Below are 15,637 nucleotides of genomic sequence, written 5' to 3'. Positions count from 1 at the left end.
CATGTCAACTCAATTGCCGGTCATCAATTTAATGGGGCCAACTGCAAGTGGTAAAACTGCTTTGGCATGTCAGCTCTATGAGCAAGGGAATTTTGAACTCATTTCTGTAGACTCAGCACTGGTCTTTAAGGATATGGATATTGGTACAGCTAAGCCGACCAAAGAGGAGTTGCTGCAATATCCACATCATTTGATTGATATTATTACACCTTTAGAAGTGTATTCCGCTGCAAATTTTGTTGAGGATGCTTGTCGCCTGATTGACGATATGCATTTACGTGGCAAAACTCCGATTTTAGTCGGTGGAACCATGCTCTATTTTAAAGCACTATTAGAGGGGCTTTCGAGTAATTTACCTAGTGCTGATTATGCTGTTCGTGCCGAGATTGAGTCTAAAGCTGAAAGTGAGGGTTGGAACGCAGTTTATGCAGAATTATGCAGTGTGGACCCTTTGGCGGGCGATAAATTTAAAGTGAGTGATAAACAACGGATTATTCGTGCTTTAGAAGTTTATAAGTTGACTGGGCAGCCCATTACTAAGCTTCAGGCAGAACAGCCTAAAAATGTACCTTATCGTTATAGTTTTCATAATTATGCCTTAGTGCCAGATCGAGCTGAATTGCACCAAAGAATTGCACAGCGCTTGAAAATTATGTGGGATATCGGATTTTTAAATGAAGTGGAAGCTCTTATGAAAAAATACGATTTAAAGGAAAATTTACCTTCTATGCGCTCAGTTGGGTATCGACAAGCACTCGAATTTTTACAAAAAGGAGATAAAACTGTCGAAAAACAACAAGAAATGGAGCATAAAGCACTTTTTGCGACACGACAACTTGCCAAACGTCAATACACTTGGTTAAGATCTTTGCAAGAAGTACATAAATTTACAACCTATTCAACGATCACGCAGGCACAAGAAGACTTGCGAAACTGCTACGGATAAAGCAAAATTTAGCTACTGTCTTTTTTATAATTTTTAATTGAAAAATAAAGATAGTTTTTTGCGCTGATTTTTAATTTTTTTTGGAGTTATAACATGTCTAAAGGTCAAACTTTGCAAGATCCGTTCTTAAATTCTCTCCGTAAAGAACGTATTCCTGTATCTATCTTCCTTGTGAATGGTATTAAATTACAAGGTCATATTGAATCTTTCGACCAATATGTTGTTTTATTAAAAAATACGGTAAGCCAAATGGTTTACAAACATGCAATTTCTACTGTTGTTCCTGCACGTAATCCACGTCCTGCTGGTGCGCCTGCTGGTGCTGGTCAACAAGGCGGCTTTGGTGGTCAACAAGGCGGCTTTGGTGGTCAACAAGGTGGCTTTGGTGGTCAACAAGGTGGCTTCGGTGGTCAAGGTGGCTTCGGTGGTCAAGGTGGCTTCGGCGGTCAAGGTGGCTTCGGCGGTCAAGGCGGCTTCGGCGGTCAACAAGGTGGCTTCGGTGGTCAAGGCGGCTTTGGTGGTCAAGGTGGCTTCGGTGGTCAATCTGCAGGTTTTGATGGCGAATCAAAATTTGAAGACTCTCAAGACGACGAAAACAATCGTTAATTGATAAAAAAAGCCTCTCTGCTGAGAGGCTTTTTTTTATTTAAAATTTTTTAAATGACTTTGTCATAAAAAACCAGCATGAATGCTGGTTTTTTTGTGCCACATTTTAAGACTTGTTATTTTTACGGTCTAAATTTGGATCTTTGATCTCAACATAAGCTTTGTTTCGAATTTCACGTAACCAACTATCTAGTTCAGCATCAAATTGACGTTCACCTAAAACTTGACGTGCCATGCGCTCTTGGTATTCAGTCGTCATATCTTGCTGACGTGTTTCTGTCACTTGTAGGATATGCCAACCAAACTGAGTCTGGAATGGTTTGCTAATTTGTCCAACAGGGGTATTCTTCATGGTTTCTTCAAACTGAGGCACCATGACGCCAGGGCTAACCCAACCAAGACTACCACCATCACGTGCTGAACCTGTATCGTTTGAATAGGTCGAAGCTAAAATTGCAAAATCTTCCCCCTTTTCTACACGATTATACAAGTTGTCGATCATTTGTTTTGCGTTTTCAGGGCTAACTACTTCTGATGGCTGAATAAGAATGTGACGTACTTTATATTGGGGTACAATGGCTTTTTGCTCTGCACCTTTACGTTCAACTAACTTTAAAATATGTACGCCGTCACGGACTGTAATAAGGTCAGTGGTTTGTCCAACTTGGAGTGGACTCACACGTGCAGCAAGTTCACTTGGAATATCAGAAAGTGCTCTAAAGCCCATATCTGCACCTTCAACTTTGGTGTTGGCTGTGCTGAATTTTTTAGAAATTGCAGCTACATCATTGTCGCTTGCGAGAACGTTTTTGACTTGTTTCGCCACAGCGTCAGCATTGTCACCAGAAACACGCACATGTAAGACATGTACTTGATTGCCTAATGCGGCTTGACCTTGTGGGGTATTTAAGAAGTTCTTAACGTCTTGATCTGAGATTTGAATACGAGAGGTGACGATTTGTTGGCGTAAACGGCTAATCGCTAAATCTTCAGCAATACGACTACGCAAAGAGGCATAGGTTCCTGGTGCCATTTTGTCCAACTTTTGTTGAAATGCTTCTAGGCTTGTTGTTCCAGATTGTTTTGCGACATTTAAAACAGCATCATTCAAGCTTTTTTCATCAGGTTGAATGTTGTAGCGTTTAACCTGTTCAAGCTGGGTTTGACGAATAATCAGTTGTTCTAAAGCTTGCTGTGCTAAATACTGCTCAGGTGGAACTTGTTTTTTCTGACTTTCAAGTTGGTGCTTAACTTCAGCCATGCTTGCTTCTAAGTCACTTTTTAAAATAACACTGTTATCGACAACAGCAACAACTTCATCCGACGCGTGTACAAAAGTTGGAATAGCGGTTGCGAGAGCTAAAGCTAAAGCACTCGCTTTAAAAAATTGTTTGAACTGTTTTGTCTTCATTAACGGTCTGTCCAAGTCTGATTAATATTGTTAAAGCCTAGAATACGATTTTCTAGTAATGATGAAAGTTTGCTGTTTAGTCCTCCTAAGCCTTTTAGGGTGACTTCAGCCATAATTGCACGGTTTGGTTTTACACTTGAATCGCTAACGTCATCTAAGTCGTTGTAATACTCGCGCCCATACACCGAGATACCCCAGCAACATGCTTCATAATTGACGCCTAGTAAGTATTCGCGCGCGACATTATTGTCAAGGTCATACTGAGCATGGCCCATAATACGCCAGTTGTTATGTACAGGTTGTACAAAAGATGCAACCACTTGATCGTAGTGCTCTTGGCGGTTCGCGATTTCTTTGCGGTAGTAATAGCCCACATTGTATAAATTGCCTTTATCCCCTGTGTAATACAGCTGTAAATCTCGTTGAGCATTGTCGCCATTTGACATCCAAGCCGAATTAGCACCAAGGGTAAAGTTTTGTGAGAGTTGGCTTGATACGCTAACAATTGGACCAGTATGTTTTTCGTTATCAAACAAATCTGTGGTTTGATCAAGAGTCACACGACGGTCTTCAAAATAATAGCTTTGACCAACACTTGCTTTTAAGCGTTCCAGACCGACAGTATCAAATAAGCTATAACTGAGCCCTAACGACAAGAAGTTATTGTCTTCTAAGCGGTCATGACCGTAGAAACGATTAGGGCTAAATAGTTGATCATAGTTAATGGATGCGGCTACAGAGTCAAAGTTTGGTGCACCATCTTGATTTTTATATGGAGCATACGCATAGAACATGCGCGGACTGAGGGTTTGTAAGAATGTGCCTTCTTTTTCAAAGGTTAAGCCAGCATCAAAGGTAATTTGTGGAACAGTATATGATTTGTCTTTTGATGAACGATTCGTGCTATCAAATTCATTTATCGTGTCTTGGTCATAGAATGTATTTACATTACGAATAGAGATCTGTGGGATCGCAAATGCCCAAGGTGTACGATAGTTGTAACGTACAGAAAAGTCATTGTAGACACGTGTACCACTTGGTTCGAAACTGTCGTTGGTATCGCCATCAATCGTACCAAAATCCTTTTTAAAGTAGGCTGTATCATTATTAAATTCGTATTCTAAGCCTAAAGCATTACCAGTTTTATAGTTGAGTAAAAACTGAGGTAAGCGGGCATAAGGACGGTCAACGTAGGGTGTTGTTTCATCCAGTGTTTGGAAGTCTTCAATTTTAAGCTGAGCTTTTAAGCCTGGGATCCCATTTTTATAGTTGAGTTCCCATGCACGACGAAGATTTAGATCTGTTTTTGTATTTGGATTATTACTTAAGTCCGTAAAATAGTCTTTATCTGATGCGTAGTTATATTCGAGGTTTGTCGAAAATTGTTCGTTAATTTGCCAGTTATGTAAAAAGTGTAAGTCTTTACGGTCTTGATCATCATACTTGCGATCAGATGAAAGGAAACCACCCCAAATTTGGCCAGAACCGAAATTTTCAGTGAGATATCTAAACTCACCTTCAATCATAGGTCCGCGGTCACTGATGTAACGAGGCGTAATGGTTGCATCGTAGTTTGGTGCTAAATTTAAATAAACAGGGACTGCAAGTTCGATGCCTCCATCATTGGTGAAGCCGAAACTTGGTGTCAAGATACCTGTAGTGCGTCGGTCATCAATAGGGAAGTTGAAATAAGGAACTGCGAGTACAGGCACATCTTTAATATAAAGTTTGGTACCACGCGTTTCACCACGGCCTGTTTCTTGATTGAGTTTTATTTCATCTGCTTGAATTTTCCAAGTCGGTGCTTTTTCTGGCGGACATGTACTATAAGTTGCATTTTTTAAGGTAGTGGTTGTTTGCGACTGACGTAAAATTTGTTCTGCACGTCCATGCGCATGTTGTTCTTCAGCAATATAAAAACTATTTTTTAAGTCACCTTGCTGGGTTTTGAGGTTGTAATTGATTTGATCACTTTGAGCCAATAATCCACTTTGCGCCATTTGCACACGACCTTCTGCATTGGCAAAAGTCTGTGTCTGATCAATGGTGATTTTATCGGCACGAATTTGACGCCCTTCTTGGTCAATAAGCACATTGCCTTCAAGAACAGAGTTGCCTTGTGGATTGTAATGACCATAATCCGCAGTGATTGTAGAGGTTGCATTGGTAGCATCAACAGCTTTGGTTTCAGGGCTTACAGGCGTCAACCATGTTCCTTGACAATAGGCTGAGCTTAAATACTTGCCTTGTCGCTGCTGGGCTTCAGGAGACGATTTATCAACATAGTATTGCTCGTAGAACTTTTGCCCTGGATAGCTTTCTTGTAAAGCTTGTTTCAGTGATTGTTGTTCGTCTGAAATAGAAGTAGACGATGTTGCAGCATAGCTTGTGATTGAGCTACCACAAAGAAGGGTAAATATCGCAGTCGCTAAAGGATTAAATTTAAACTGATGCTTCATGTGTCTCATTTACCAAGTATGCTTAATCGCAATTAATTATTGTCGCATCATAGAGAAAAAGTTGATAAGTGGCTACACTTAGCACTTTAAAAACTCAGCCTGTATTAGAATTTATCGCAAATGAATACACAACGTGAACAATTGATACAAACTTGGATTTCATCTGTACTTGGTTCAGATCAATTTGAAATTAACTTTTTAGCAGGCGATGCAAGCTTCCGTCGTTATGCAAGAATCAAATTGAATAATAAAACATTTATGCTCATGGATGCACCACCAGAAAAAGAAGATTGTGTGCCTTTTGTGACGATTGATGAATTTTTCGATGCTAATGGTGTTCGGGTACCGCATATTGTTGCGAAAGATTTAAATCAAGGCTTCTTGTTGCTTGAAGATTTTGGAGATGTTTTGCTGTCTACACAGTTGGATGATAATACGGTCGATGCTCATTATGAGCAGAGCTTTAAGCAGTTGATTCAATTGCAATCCATTGATGGTGAAGGGCATTTTCCTGCATATTCTTATGAAAAATTAATGACGGAAATGAGCCTGCTGACGGACTGGTTACTGCCTAGTTTACAGATTAAACCCTCCGATGCTGAATCTGCGCTGATTAAACGTACCTTTGCGATTTTAGCCAATGCTGCTTTAGCACAGCCACAAGTGATTGTGCACCGTGATTTCCACAGTCGAAATTTGATGCTTTTGGCCGATGAGCAAGAGCAAGGTGTGATTGACTTTCAGGATGCGGTGATTGGTGCGGATACTTACGATCTGATTTCAATTACACGCGATGCATATGTACAGTGGAATCCTGAGCGGGTTTATCAGTGGTTTAAAGTGTTTTATGGCTTGTTGCCTGCTACAGCAAAAGAAGGGCGTGACTTTGAGCAGTTTAAGCAAGATGCTGATTTAATGGCGATTCAAAGACATATTAAAATTTTGGGCATTTTTGTACGTTTATTTGAGCGTGATGGCAAATCAGGTTATCTCAAAGATTTACCACGGGTGATGTGGTATTTACTTGAAGAAAGTAAACCTTATGCAGAACTACAACCTTTTATGCAGTTTATGTGCGATAAAGTGATGCAGAAGTTTGAAGCAAAATATGGCAAATATGAGGTTGTTGCATGAAGGCGATGATTTTGGCAGCGGGGCTAGGCAACCGTATGCGCCCCCTCACACTGTATAAACCTAAACCCTTGCTCGAGGTCGGTGGCAAGCCCTTAATTGTTTGGCATATTGAGAAGCTCAAACAAATTGGGGTCACAGAAATTGTAATCAATTCAGCTTGGCTGGCGAATATATTGATTGGTGCTTTGGGTGATGGTTCACAGTTTGGGGTCGATATTCGCTGGACTCGTGAGGAAGAAGGGTTGGAAACGGCAGGTGGCATCATTAATGCTTTGCCACTTTTGGGTACGCAACCTTTTATCTTAATCAATGGTGATGTCTGGACGACTTTTGACTTTGCATCATTACTTAATGTTGATTTGGGAGAGGATTTAGCTCATTTGGTTTTTGTTGCCAATCCAGTGCAGCATCTCAAAGGAGATTTTATTTTAAATCAAGGACGGGCTTATACCTTTGAACAAGAGCAGTCGGGTGAGGCGCTAACTTATAGTGGTGTTGCTGTGCTTCATCCACGTATGTTTGATGGACTAGACGCAGGTAAGCGACCATTGGCACCTTTGTTAAAAGAAGCGATGTCGGCTGGTAAAATTTCTGCTGAAAAAATGCAGGCAACATGGGTAGATGTTGGCACACCTGAGCGATTAAGTGATCTAGATCTACAGATTCGTCAAGGTAAGTATGTTTAAGTGCATAATCACTAAGCGTTAACTACTGTTCCACGGCTTAGAAATCGGTATACTTCAGTTTAATTTTATTGAGATGTCTTCTTTATGCATCCATTTTTTCAAGACTTAAAGCAAGGTAGTCAAAAGCTTGGCTTAGATTTGAGTGAAGAAGCATTAAATCTATTGCTGAAGTATCAAGATGCCCTTGTGCTGTGGAACAAAGCTTACAATTTAACAGCGATTCGTGATCCTAAAGAAATGCTGGTAAAGCATTTATTAGATAGTTTAAGTATTTTAAGAGATTTACCGCAGGGCCGTTTACTGGATATTGGGACAGGTGGTGGCATGCCAGGCATGATTATTGCTCTTTGCCAACCTGAGCGTCAATGTGTTCTGCTTGATTCAAATGGTAAAAAAATTCGTTTTTTAAAGCAGTTTATTGCAGACTTAAAATTGACCAATGTAATTGCGGTTCAAACGCGTGTTGAGAATGAAGAGAGCATTAACGAGCTTGGGCAGTTTGATGTTATTACCAGTCGCGCATTTGCATCTTTAACGGATTTCATCAGTGCATCTAAACCATATATGCATCAAGACAGCATTATTGCGTCGATGAAAGGTTTGATCCCACAGGATGAAGTCGAAGCATTTAAAGATGAATTTAGCTGTGAAATTATTGCGTTAAAGGTTCCACGTTTGGACGAACAACGCCACTTACTTTTATTAAAACGTATCTAAAAAATTCAAAGGATTGGGCGGGTCATGGCACAAATTATTGCGATTGCGAACCAAAAAGGTGGTGTTGGTAAAACCACAACCGCAGTAAATTTGGCTGCATCTTTAGCAGTACTGAAAAAGCGGGTGTTATTGGTTGATATGGACTCGCAAGGCAATGCGACCATGGGTTCAGGCATTCAAAAAAATGACTTACTATATTCAGTGACCGATGTGTTGCTGGGCGAAGTGCCGATTGAAACTGCAATTACCAAAGCTGAGGTTGGCTATAAAGTTTTGGGTGCAAACCGTGATTTGGCTGGCGTAGAGTTGGCGATTGCTGAGCAAGAAGGTCGCGAGTTTATCCTTCGCGAGGCATTGAAAGAGGTCGAACAAGCATTTGACTACATCATTGTAGACTGTGCACCAAGTTTAAGTCTGATTACGGTCAATGCTTTGGCCGCAGTGGATGGTGTGATGATTCCAATGCAATGTGAATACTACGCTTTAGAAGGTTTGGCTGATTTAACACAAACGATTGATCGTATTCAACAAGCATTGAACCCAGAGTTAAAAATTATTGGTGTATTACGTACTATGTATGATGCACGTAATGCTCTGACACGGGATGTATCTGAAGAATTAGAACAATACTTCGGTAAGAAACTCTATGACACGGTCATTCCGCGTAATGTGCGATTGGCTGAGGCGCCAGCACATGGTTTACCTGTGATTTATTTTGAAAAAAGCTCAAAGGGCGCAGTGGCTTATTTACATTTGGCTGCTGAAATGATTAAGAAAAGCAAAGTGAAAAAAGGAAGTAACGCATGACCGTTAAGAAACGTGGACTAGCAAAAGGTCGTGGTTTAGATGCCTTACTTGGCTCAATCCAAAAAGAGAAATTACAACTTGAAGCACAAGCGCTTGATCATGGTCAACTCAAGCAGATTGATGTTCATTTATTACAACGCGGTGCATATCAACCACGTCGTTTTATCAATGAGCAAGACTTACAAGAGCTAGCTGCATCTATTGAAAAACATGGGGTGATGCAACCGATTGTGATTCGTCCAATTGACAATGAACAACATCCTTATGAAATTATTGCGGGTGAACGTCGTTGGCGTGCGGCGCAACTTGCAGGCTTAACAGAAGTTCCTGCTATTGTGAGGGACTTGAGCGATCAAGTTGCCATTGCACTGGCTTTAATCGAAAACATTCAGCGCCAAGATTTAAACCCTGTCGATCAGGCGATGGCATTACAACGTTTTCATGATGAATTTGGCTTGAGCCATCAGGAAATCGCTGACACGGTGGGTAAGGCGCGTACCACAGTAAGTAATTTACTTCGTTTATTGAGTCTTGCTGAACCTGTGAAAGATTTTATGCAACAGGGTTTACTCGATATGGGGCATGCGCGTGCCATTTTAACATTGAAGGCAAAAGATCAGCTCAAAGTTGCAGAGTTAGTAATTGAGAAGAGTTTGTCTGTACGTCAGACTGAACAATATGTTCGTGATTTTAATGCACCTAAGCAAGAAAAAGAAAAAACGGAAATTGCGCCTGATATTCAACAGTTGACGCAACGTTTGACGGATCGTTTTAGCGCAAATGTCAAAATTGATCATAATAAACAAGGCAAAGGTAAGCTCACGATTCATTATCATTCACTCGATGAGTTGGATGGTATTTTGAATATTTGTTTGGCTGAATAATTTTATTTTCAATTTATAAATACTTGGGGAAGTGTTATGTGGGAATTGGTAAAAGCAGGGGGGTGGCTCATGCTCCCCCTTGTACTCTGTTCAATCTTTACTGTTGCGATTAGCTTGGAGCGTTTTATTCGCCTGAAAAGATCGACGATTCTACCTAAAGATTTACTTTTGACTCCATCACAAAGCATACAAAGCATTTTGCCTAAACTTAAACAGTCTGATTTACAGACGACAACATTAGGGCGAATTTTGGAAGTGGGTTACCAAAGTAAAACTCAAGGTGAACAGTTTGCACGTGCACAGATGGAAGCAACAGCGTCTCAGGAAATTGGCTATCTTGAAAAAAATATTAATTTTCTAGGTACACTCAGTGCTGTTGCTCCGTTGTTAGGCTTATTAGGAACAGTACTTGGTATTATCGAGTCGTTCTTAATGATTGATATTGGTAACAGTAGTAATCCAACTTTGATGATTCCAGGGATTTCAAAAGCTTTGATTACGACAGCGGCAGGGATGTTCATTGCGATTCCAGCACTGTTTGCTTACCGCTATTTTCAGCGTTTAGTACAAGAATATATTGCTGAACTGGAACAGCAATCGACCTTGTTTCATGCCGCTTTATTTTATAAGCAATCAGAAACGTTGCTTGAAAATCATGATGATGTTGTGGTTAAACAAGCGAGCTAAGGTGAACGATGAAATTCAAGCGCACACAAGTTGAAGATATTCATATCAACCTCACACCAATGATTGATTGCTTATTGTTTATTTTGGTGTTTTTATTGCTGACCACAACATTTAATCAATTTAGCCGTATGAATTTAACCTTGCCCGATGCGCAGGGAGTTCCGCCCAAGACATTTGATCATAAAATTGAAGTTGTTGTTGATTCCACAGGACACTATTCAATCAATGGTCAGTCGATTGCATCGAAAGATACATCAGAATTAAATACCGCAATTAAACAGATTTCTAATGACCGTCGTGATCTAATGTTTGTGATTGCTGCTGATGCTAAAGCAACTCATCAAGATGTTATTCGTGTAATGGATGTGGCTGGTCAGCTTGGATTTGTAAATGTCAATATTAGTACGAAAGTGCCTTCCCGAGGTTATTAGTGAAACACGATTTTAAAGTTTATCTACGTCTACTGAGCTATTTAAAACCGTATTGGGGCGTAGCGATTCTTGTATTTATTGGTTTTGCTATAAATGCAGCGACAGAGGTTTCTGTCGCTAAATTGCTTGAAAAAATTATTGAGGCAATTCAGCATCGTGATCAAAGTTTCACTTCGCTATTTCCATTATTGGTTGTACTGGTGATGTTTTTTCGTGGGCTAGGTTTGTTTATGGGTGGCTATTTTACAGCCGTGATCTCAAGAAACTTGGTTTTTAACATTCGCCAAGTCGTCTTTGCTAAATTATTACGCTTGCCCTCACAGTATTATCTCGATAATAACAGTGGTCATATCACTGCAAAAATCATGTTTAATGTTGAGCAGTTAACGGCTGCATCTTCAGAGTCCTTAAAAACCATTGTTCAACAAGGCCTGATTACCATTGCTTTACTTGGCTATCTCATTTATAGCAATTGGCGTTTGACTTTATGTATTTTGATTTTTGCCCCGCTGATAGGTCTGCTTATTCGTAAAGCTGCGAAGCGTATGCGTAAGTTATCTATTCAAGTACAAAATACCATGGGTGATGTGAACCATGTTGTACAAGAAACAGTCAATGGTCACTTGGTGGTCAAAGGTTTTGGTGGTCAGACTTATGAGCAACAGCGTTTTAAAGATACGTCTATGGAAAATTTGCGACGTGGCTTAAAAATGGTGGTTGTACAACAATTAAATAGTCCGATTGTACAGCTTATTATGTCCATTTCGCTAAGTGTAGTGATGTGGATTGCGTTGCGTCCAGAAATCATGCAAGACACCAGTGCGGGCCAATTTGTGGCTTACATTACAGCAGCAGGTATGTTGAGCAAACCGATTAAAGCACTGACAGATGTGAATGAGAAGATTCAACGTGGTATGGCTGCGGCGCATTCTGTTTTTGAAATTTTAGACTTACCAGAAGAGAGAAATACGGGCACTTTAACGCCTGCGCTAAGAGGTAATATTGACTTTAAAGATGTTAATCTGGTGTATACCGATGGTCATCATGCTCTACATGATTTTAACCTCAGTGTAAAAGAGGGTGAAACTGTTGCGCTGGTGGGGCGCTCAGGTGCTGGTAAAACGTCTTTGGTAAATTTGTTGGTTCGCTTCCAAGATACGACATCAGGCCAGATTCTATTTGATGGTATAGATATATACGACATTGAAATCAATAGTCTGCGTAATCAAGTTGCAATGGTTAATCAACAAGTGGTTTTATTTAATCGTACTGTGCGTGACAACATTGCCTATGGTCAGCTTGAAAATGCCTCTGATGAAGAGGTTGTTGAGGCAGCAAAAGCTGCGTATGCACATGATTTTATTATGGCATTACCGCAAGGTTATAACACTAAGTTGGGTGCACAAGGTCTTAATCTATCAGGTGGACAACGTCAACGTATTGCGATTGCTCGTGCAATTTTGAAAAACGCGCCTGTATTAATTCTAGATGAGGCAACCAGTGCACTTGATAATGAGTCTGAGTATTTTATTCAACGTGCTTTTGATGCAGCCATGCGTGACCGTACAACGATTGTGATTGCCCATCGTTTATCGACGATTGAAAATGCAGACCGTATTGTGGTGATGGATAAAGGGCGTATAGTAGAACAAGGTAGCCATGCCGAGCTTATTGCAAAACAAGGTGCCTACTATCAGCTCCATCAGCGTAATTTTGAGGAAAACTAAACCATGTCAGGTGCGCAGTTTATTCAGGATGCTTGGAACTCACAGGCAAAGTGGTTAATTGTGCTTCGACCCTTGTCTTGGTTATATCGAGGTGGTTTTCTTCTGAACCGAAAACTGTATCGGTGTAATATTAAAAAAGCCTATACCGCTCCTGTTCCTGTGATGGTGATTGGCAATATCACCGTAGGCGGGAGTGGTAAAACACCGCTGTTGATTCATCTCGTCAGTTATTTGCAAAGTAAAAATATTCGAGTCGGAGTCATTAGTCGTGGTTATGGTGCAAAAGGGCCTTTTCCAGCACTGGTAGACTTAAACTCGGTGCCCGAATATGTCGGTGATGAGCCTACTTTGATTGTGCAGTCAACAGATGTACCTATGGCTGTGGGACCAAACCGACAAGAAAGCATAGAGCTCCTGTTATCGCATTCTCCTATTGATCTAATTATTAGTGATGATGGTCTGCAACACTGGGCATTGAACCGTCAAATTGAATGGATTGTGTTGGATAATAATCGTGGTTTAGGTAATGCGAAATTATTGCCTGAAGGTTATTTGCGCGAACCAAAGTCAAGGCTCAATGAAGGAACAGTAATTGAGCATGCCGATCATCCTACATATAGGATGCATATGCATTTAGAGGTCGCAGAGCCTTATTTGTTGAACAGCACTGAAGCCAAAGTATTTAATCGGCAAGATGACTTTTATGCTGTGGTGGGGATTGGATTTCCTCAGCGCTTTTATCGCACTTTAGAAGGGATGGGCGTGCAGCAGTTCCAGTGTCATGAATTTGCTGATCATCATGAATATGAATTAGAAGATTTGGTCTTTGATGATGCCAATCCGATCATTACTACTGAAAAAGATGCTGTTAAAATTTTAGCTTTGCTGAAACAAAACCCAAGTTATTCTCGTGATATTTGGGTTGTTCCTGTCGATGCTGTTTTGTCAGCCACATGTTATGACACTTTGCATCAACAACTTGCCTCTGTTGGTATTAAAATTTCTTAAGGTTTTTTATGAAACACATTGTTATCCCTGCGCGCTTTGCGAGCACACGTTTGTCTGGTAAACCTTTGCTTAAAATTCATGGTCGTGAAATGATTTTACGAGTGGTTGATCAGGCTAAAAAGGTAGAGGGTTTTGATGATTTGTGCGTCGCAACAGATGATCAGCGAATTTATGATCTCTGTAAAGCTGAAGGGGTGGATGTGGTGTTAACTTCGACAGATCATCCATCTGGTACAGACCGCCTAAGTGAAGTGGCAAAAATTAAGGGCTGGGCCAGCGAAGATATCATTGTGAATGTTCAAGGTGATGAACCGCTATTGCCTGCAAGTTTAGTTAAGCAAGTTGCACAGCTTTTAGAGTCTCAAGTTGATTGTTCAATGTCGACTTTGTGTGAGCCCATTCAGCATCTAGATGAGTTTAAACGTGACAGTATTGTTAAGGTTGTGATGTCGAAATACAAGCAAGCACTATATTTCAGTCGTGCCACTATTCCTTATGACCGTGATGCAGCAAAACAAGCAGAACCAAGCTTACATCATCAAGCCTATCGCCATTTGGGGCTGTATGCTTATCGTGTGAAATTGCTTCAAGAGTATGTGACATGGGACATGGGGTCACTTGAAAAACTTGAAAGCTTAGAGCAACTACGTGTTTTAGAAAACGGTCATCGTATTGCGATAGATGTTGCAGAAGCGAATTTACCGCCAGGTGTCGATACTCAGGAAGATTTAGACCGACTCAATGCCATGGATGTGGCTCATTTTGCATAATTGGACTTAGGTTTTAGACATGAAACAAACCCTGCCTGAGCAGATTTATCCGTGGCATCAAAGTGTTTGGGAAACGTTGACGACACGATTTCCCAATATTGGTCATGGCTTATTGTTTTATGGCAGAAAAGGTTGTGGTAAAGAGACTTTTGCTGAGCAGTTTTTGGCTTGGGTGTTGTGTGCTAATCGACAAGCTAAGCAATTAGCCTGTGGTGAGTGTGGAAGTTGTCAGTGGTTAAAGGCGGATACACACCCTAACTATGTTCACATCACCACAGATGAAGACAATAAAAAGCAAAATGCCAAAATCAAAATTGAAAAAATCCGTGATCTTTTGCCTTTTGTACAACAAACCGTGGATGGTTGGCGTGTTGTCATGATTGAGCCGGCCGAAGCATTGAATATTGCATCAGCCAACGCGCTACTAAAAACGCTTGAAGAACCGGGTGATCGTGTTGTTATCATCTTATTGGCAGACCACTATTTAAAACTGCCTGCAACGATTCGTAGTCGTTTACAACACTTTGCTTTGGATCGGATTCAACCGCAACAAGCAGAGCAATTTTTAAATCAACATTTGCCCAATAGTGACTTAGCACAGCTACATTTGCTGATGAATTTATCTAACCACATGCCTTTGCAGACTATTGTATTATCTGAGAGTGAATGGTTGGCTCAACGGGCTGAATTTTTAAAAGATTGGCAAAAGTTGGTGGTGGATAAAAATATGCCAATGGCAATTGCGACCAAGTGGAATAAAGTGCTCGCATTCAGTGATTTTATTCAAATGTTTGAGTACTTGTTGTCAGATTTGATTTGTGTCAAGCTAAATCAACAGTTGAAAAACACTGATTTGGATTTCAGTGTGCTAGCAGAACAGTATTCACTTGAAACGTTGTTTTCAATTTATGCTGAGCTGCAACAGTCAAAACAATATATTGAACAAAATGTACAAACTAATTTAGTGCTCGACCAATTGTGTATTCGGTTGATGGATGTTTAAAACAGGGGAATTTTATGCAACCACGTATGGGCGGAATTATTCAAGCCAATATTCCAGATAAAGCAACGTTATATGCCAGTTATATGCCTTTTGTTGTAGGTGGTGGTTTGTTTATTCCATCTAAGCAGCCTGTGAAATTGGGCGAGGAAGTCTTTGTTTTGGCAACATTGCCAGAACAGTCGCAAAAAATTCCACTGACGGGCAAAGTTATTTGGGTTTCTCAAAAACAAAATGGAATCAAACTTCAAGGATTTGGGATTCAGCTTTCTGGAGAGAAAGGGGTTTATTACAAATCTGAGGCGGAAAAATTGCTTGCAGGTCTTAAGTCTGAAGGTCGAACTAGTTACACTATGTGATTATG

General features: G+C 40.4%; 16 protein-coding genes. 14 read left to right on the top strand and 2 right to left on the bottom strand.

The genetic code is table 11. The features are described from left to right. The first annotated feature begins 1 nt into the window (after window position 1). Together miaA and hfq are read left to right on the top strand one after the other, a co-directional pair. Window positions 2-946 (top strand): tRNA (adenosine(37)-N6)-dimethylallyltransferase MiaA, encoded by a 945-nt coding sequence (gene miaA / locus B9T36_RS14385; RefSeq protein ID WP_086210156.1) that lies wholly within the window; start codon window positions 2-4, stop codon window positions 944-946. Window positions 947-1,039: 93 nt separating this feature from the next. Continuing rightward, window positions 1,040-1,552, top strand: coding sequence for an RNA chaperone Hfq (hfq, locus tag B9T36_RS14380; RefSeq protein ID WP_086210155.1), 513 nt, complete (start codon window positions 1,040-1,042; stop codon window positions 1,550-1,552). A gap of 106 nt (window positions 1,553-1,658) precedes the next feature. Here the strand turns inward: hfq and B9T36_RS14375 are convergent, their stop codons facing one another. Next, window positions 1,659-2,963: a peptidylprolyl isomerase gene (locus B9T36_RS14375; RefSeq protein ID WP_086210154.1), complete on the bottom strand. Its 1,305-nt coding sequence runs from the start codon at window positions 2,961-2,963 to the stop codon at window positions 1,659-1,661. Further along, entirely contained in the window at window positions 2,963-5,422 is a 2,460-nt protein-coding gene (locus B9T36_RS14370; protein WP_086210153.1) for an LPS-assembly protein LptD, read from the bottom strand. The genes B9T36_RS14375 and B9T36_RS14370 overlap by 1 nt, the downstream gene beginning before the upstream one ends. 120 nt (window positions 5,423-5,542) lie before the next feature. On the opposite strand from B9T36_RS14370, the gene B9T36_RS14365 reads away from it, so the two are divergent. The 12 genes from B9T36_RS14365 (at window position 5,543) to B9T36_RS14310 (ending at window position 15,632) form a co-directional block, all read left to right on the top strand. After that, on the top strand, window positions 5,543-6,556 hold the full coding sequence (locus tag B9T36_RS14365) for an aminoglycoside phosphotransferase family protein (RefSeq protein WP_086210152.1): 1,014 nt from the start codon (window positions 5,543-5,545) through the stop codon (window positions 6,554-6,556). After that, window positions 6,553-7,242, top strand: a complete 690-nt coding sequence (gene murU, locus B9T36_RS14360; protein WP_086210151.1) for an N-acetylmuramate alpha-1-phosphate uridylyltransferase MurU — start codon at window positions 6,553-6,555, stop codon at window positions 7,240-7,242. The genes B9T36_RS14365 and murU overlap by 4 nt, the downstream gene beginning before the upstream one ends. A gap of 84 nt (window positions 7,243-7,326) precedes the next feature. Beyond that, on the top strand, window positions 7,327-7,959 hold the full coding sequence (gene rsmG, locus B9T36_RS14355; RefSeq protein ID WP_086210150.1) for a 16S rRNA (guanine(527)-N(7))-methyltransferase RsmG: 633 nt from the start codon (window positions 7,327-7,329) through the stop codon (window positions 7,957-7,959). A 24-nt stretch (window positions 7,960-7,983) separates the two neighbouring features. Next, window positions 7,984-8,766 (top strand): ParA family protein, encoded by a 783-nt coding sequence (locus B9T36_RS14350; RefSeq protein ID WP_086210149.1) that lies wholly within the window; start codon window positions 7,984-7,986, stop codon window positions 8,764-8,766. Further along, window positions 8,763-9,650 (top strand): ParB/RepB/Spo0J family partition protein, encoded by an 888-nt coding sequence (locus B9T36_RS14345; protein WP_086210148.1) that lies wholly within the window; start codon window positions 8,763-8,765, stop codon window positions 9,648-9,650. The genes B9T36_RS14350 and B9T36_RS14345 overlap by 4 nt, the downstream gene beginning before the upstream one ends. 36 nt (window positions 9,651-9,686) lie before the next feature. Continuing rightward, on the top strand, window positions 9,687-10,337 hold the full coding sequence (locus B9T36_RS14340) for a MotA/TolQ/ExbB proton channel family protein (protein ID WP_086210147.1): 651 nt from the start codon (window positions 9,687-9,689) through the stop codon (window positions 10,335-10,337). An 8-nt stretch (window positions 10,338-10,345) separates the two neighbouring features. After that, window positions 10,346-10,768: an ExbD/TolR family protein gene (locus B9T36_RS14335; protein WP_086210146.1), complete on the top strand. Its 423-nt coding sequence runs from the start codon at window positions 10,346-10,348 to the stop codon at window positions 10,766-10,768. After that, window positions 10,768-12,495: a lipid A export permease/ATP-binding protein MsbA gene (gene msbA / locus B9T36_RS14330; protein WP_086210145.1), complete on the top strand. Its 1,728-nt coding sequence runs from the start codon at window positions 10,768-10,770 to the stop codon at window positions 12,493-12,495. Before B9T36_RS14335 ends, msbA begins: the two co-directional genes overlap by 1 nt. A gap of 3 nt (window positions 12,496-12,498) precedes the next feature. Next, complete coding sequence (gene lpxK, locus B9T36_RS14325) at window positions 12,499-13,503, top strand: tetraacyldisaccharide 4'-kinase (protein WP_086210144.1); 1,005 nt, start codon at window positions 12,499-12,501, stop codon at window positions 13,501-13,503. A gap of 8 nt (window positions 13,504-13,511) precedes the next feature. Continuing rightward, window positions 13,512-14,273 (top strand): 3-deoxy-manno-octulosonate cytidylyltransferase, encoded by a 762-nt coding sequence (gene kdsB / locus B9T36_RS14320; RefSeq protein ID WP_086210143.1) that lies wholly within the window; start codon window positions 13,512-13,514, stop codon window positions 14,271-14,273. A gap of 19 nt (window positions 14,274-14,292) precedes the next feature. Continuing rightward, window positions 14,293-15,276, top strand: coding sequence for a DNA polymerase III subunit delta' C-terminal domain-containing protein (locus B9T36_RS14315; protein WP_086210142.1), 984 nt, complete (start codon window positions 14,293-14,295; stop codon window positions 15,274-15,276). Between the two features lie 14 nt (window positions 15,277-15,290). After that, window positions 15,291-15,632, top strand: a complete 342-nt coding sequence (locus tag B9T36_RS14310) for a PilZ domain-containing protein (protein ID WP_086210141.1) — start codon at window positions 15,291-15,293, stop codon at window positions 15,630-15,632. The last annotated feature ends 5 nt before the right edge of the window (window positions 15,633-15,637 follow it).

Source organism: Acinetobacter sp. ANC 4204, assembly GCF_002135205.1.
Classification (GTDB): domain Bacteria; phylum Pseudomonadota; class Gammaproteobacteria; order Pseudomonadales; family Moraxellaceae; genus Acinetobacter.
This window is presented reverse-complemented; position numbering and strand designations above follow the sequence as displayed.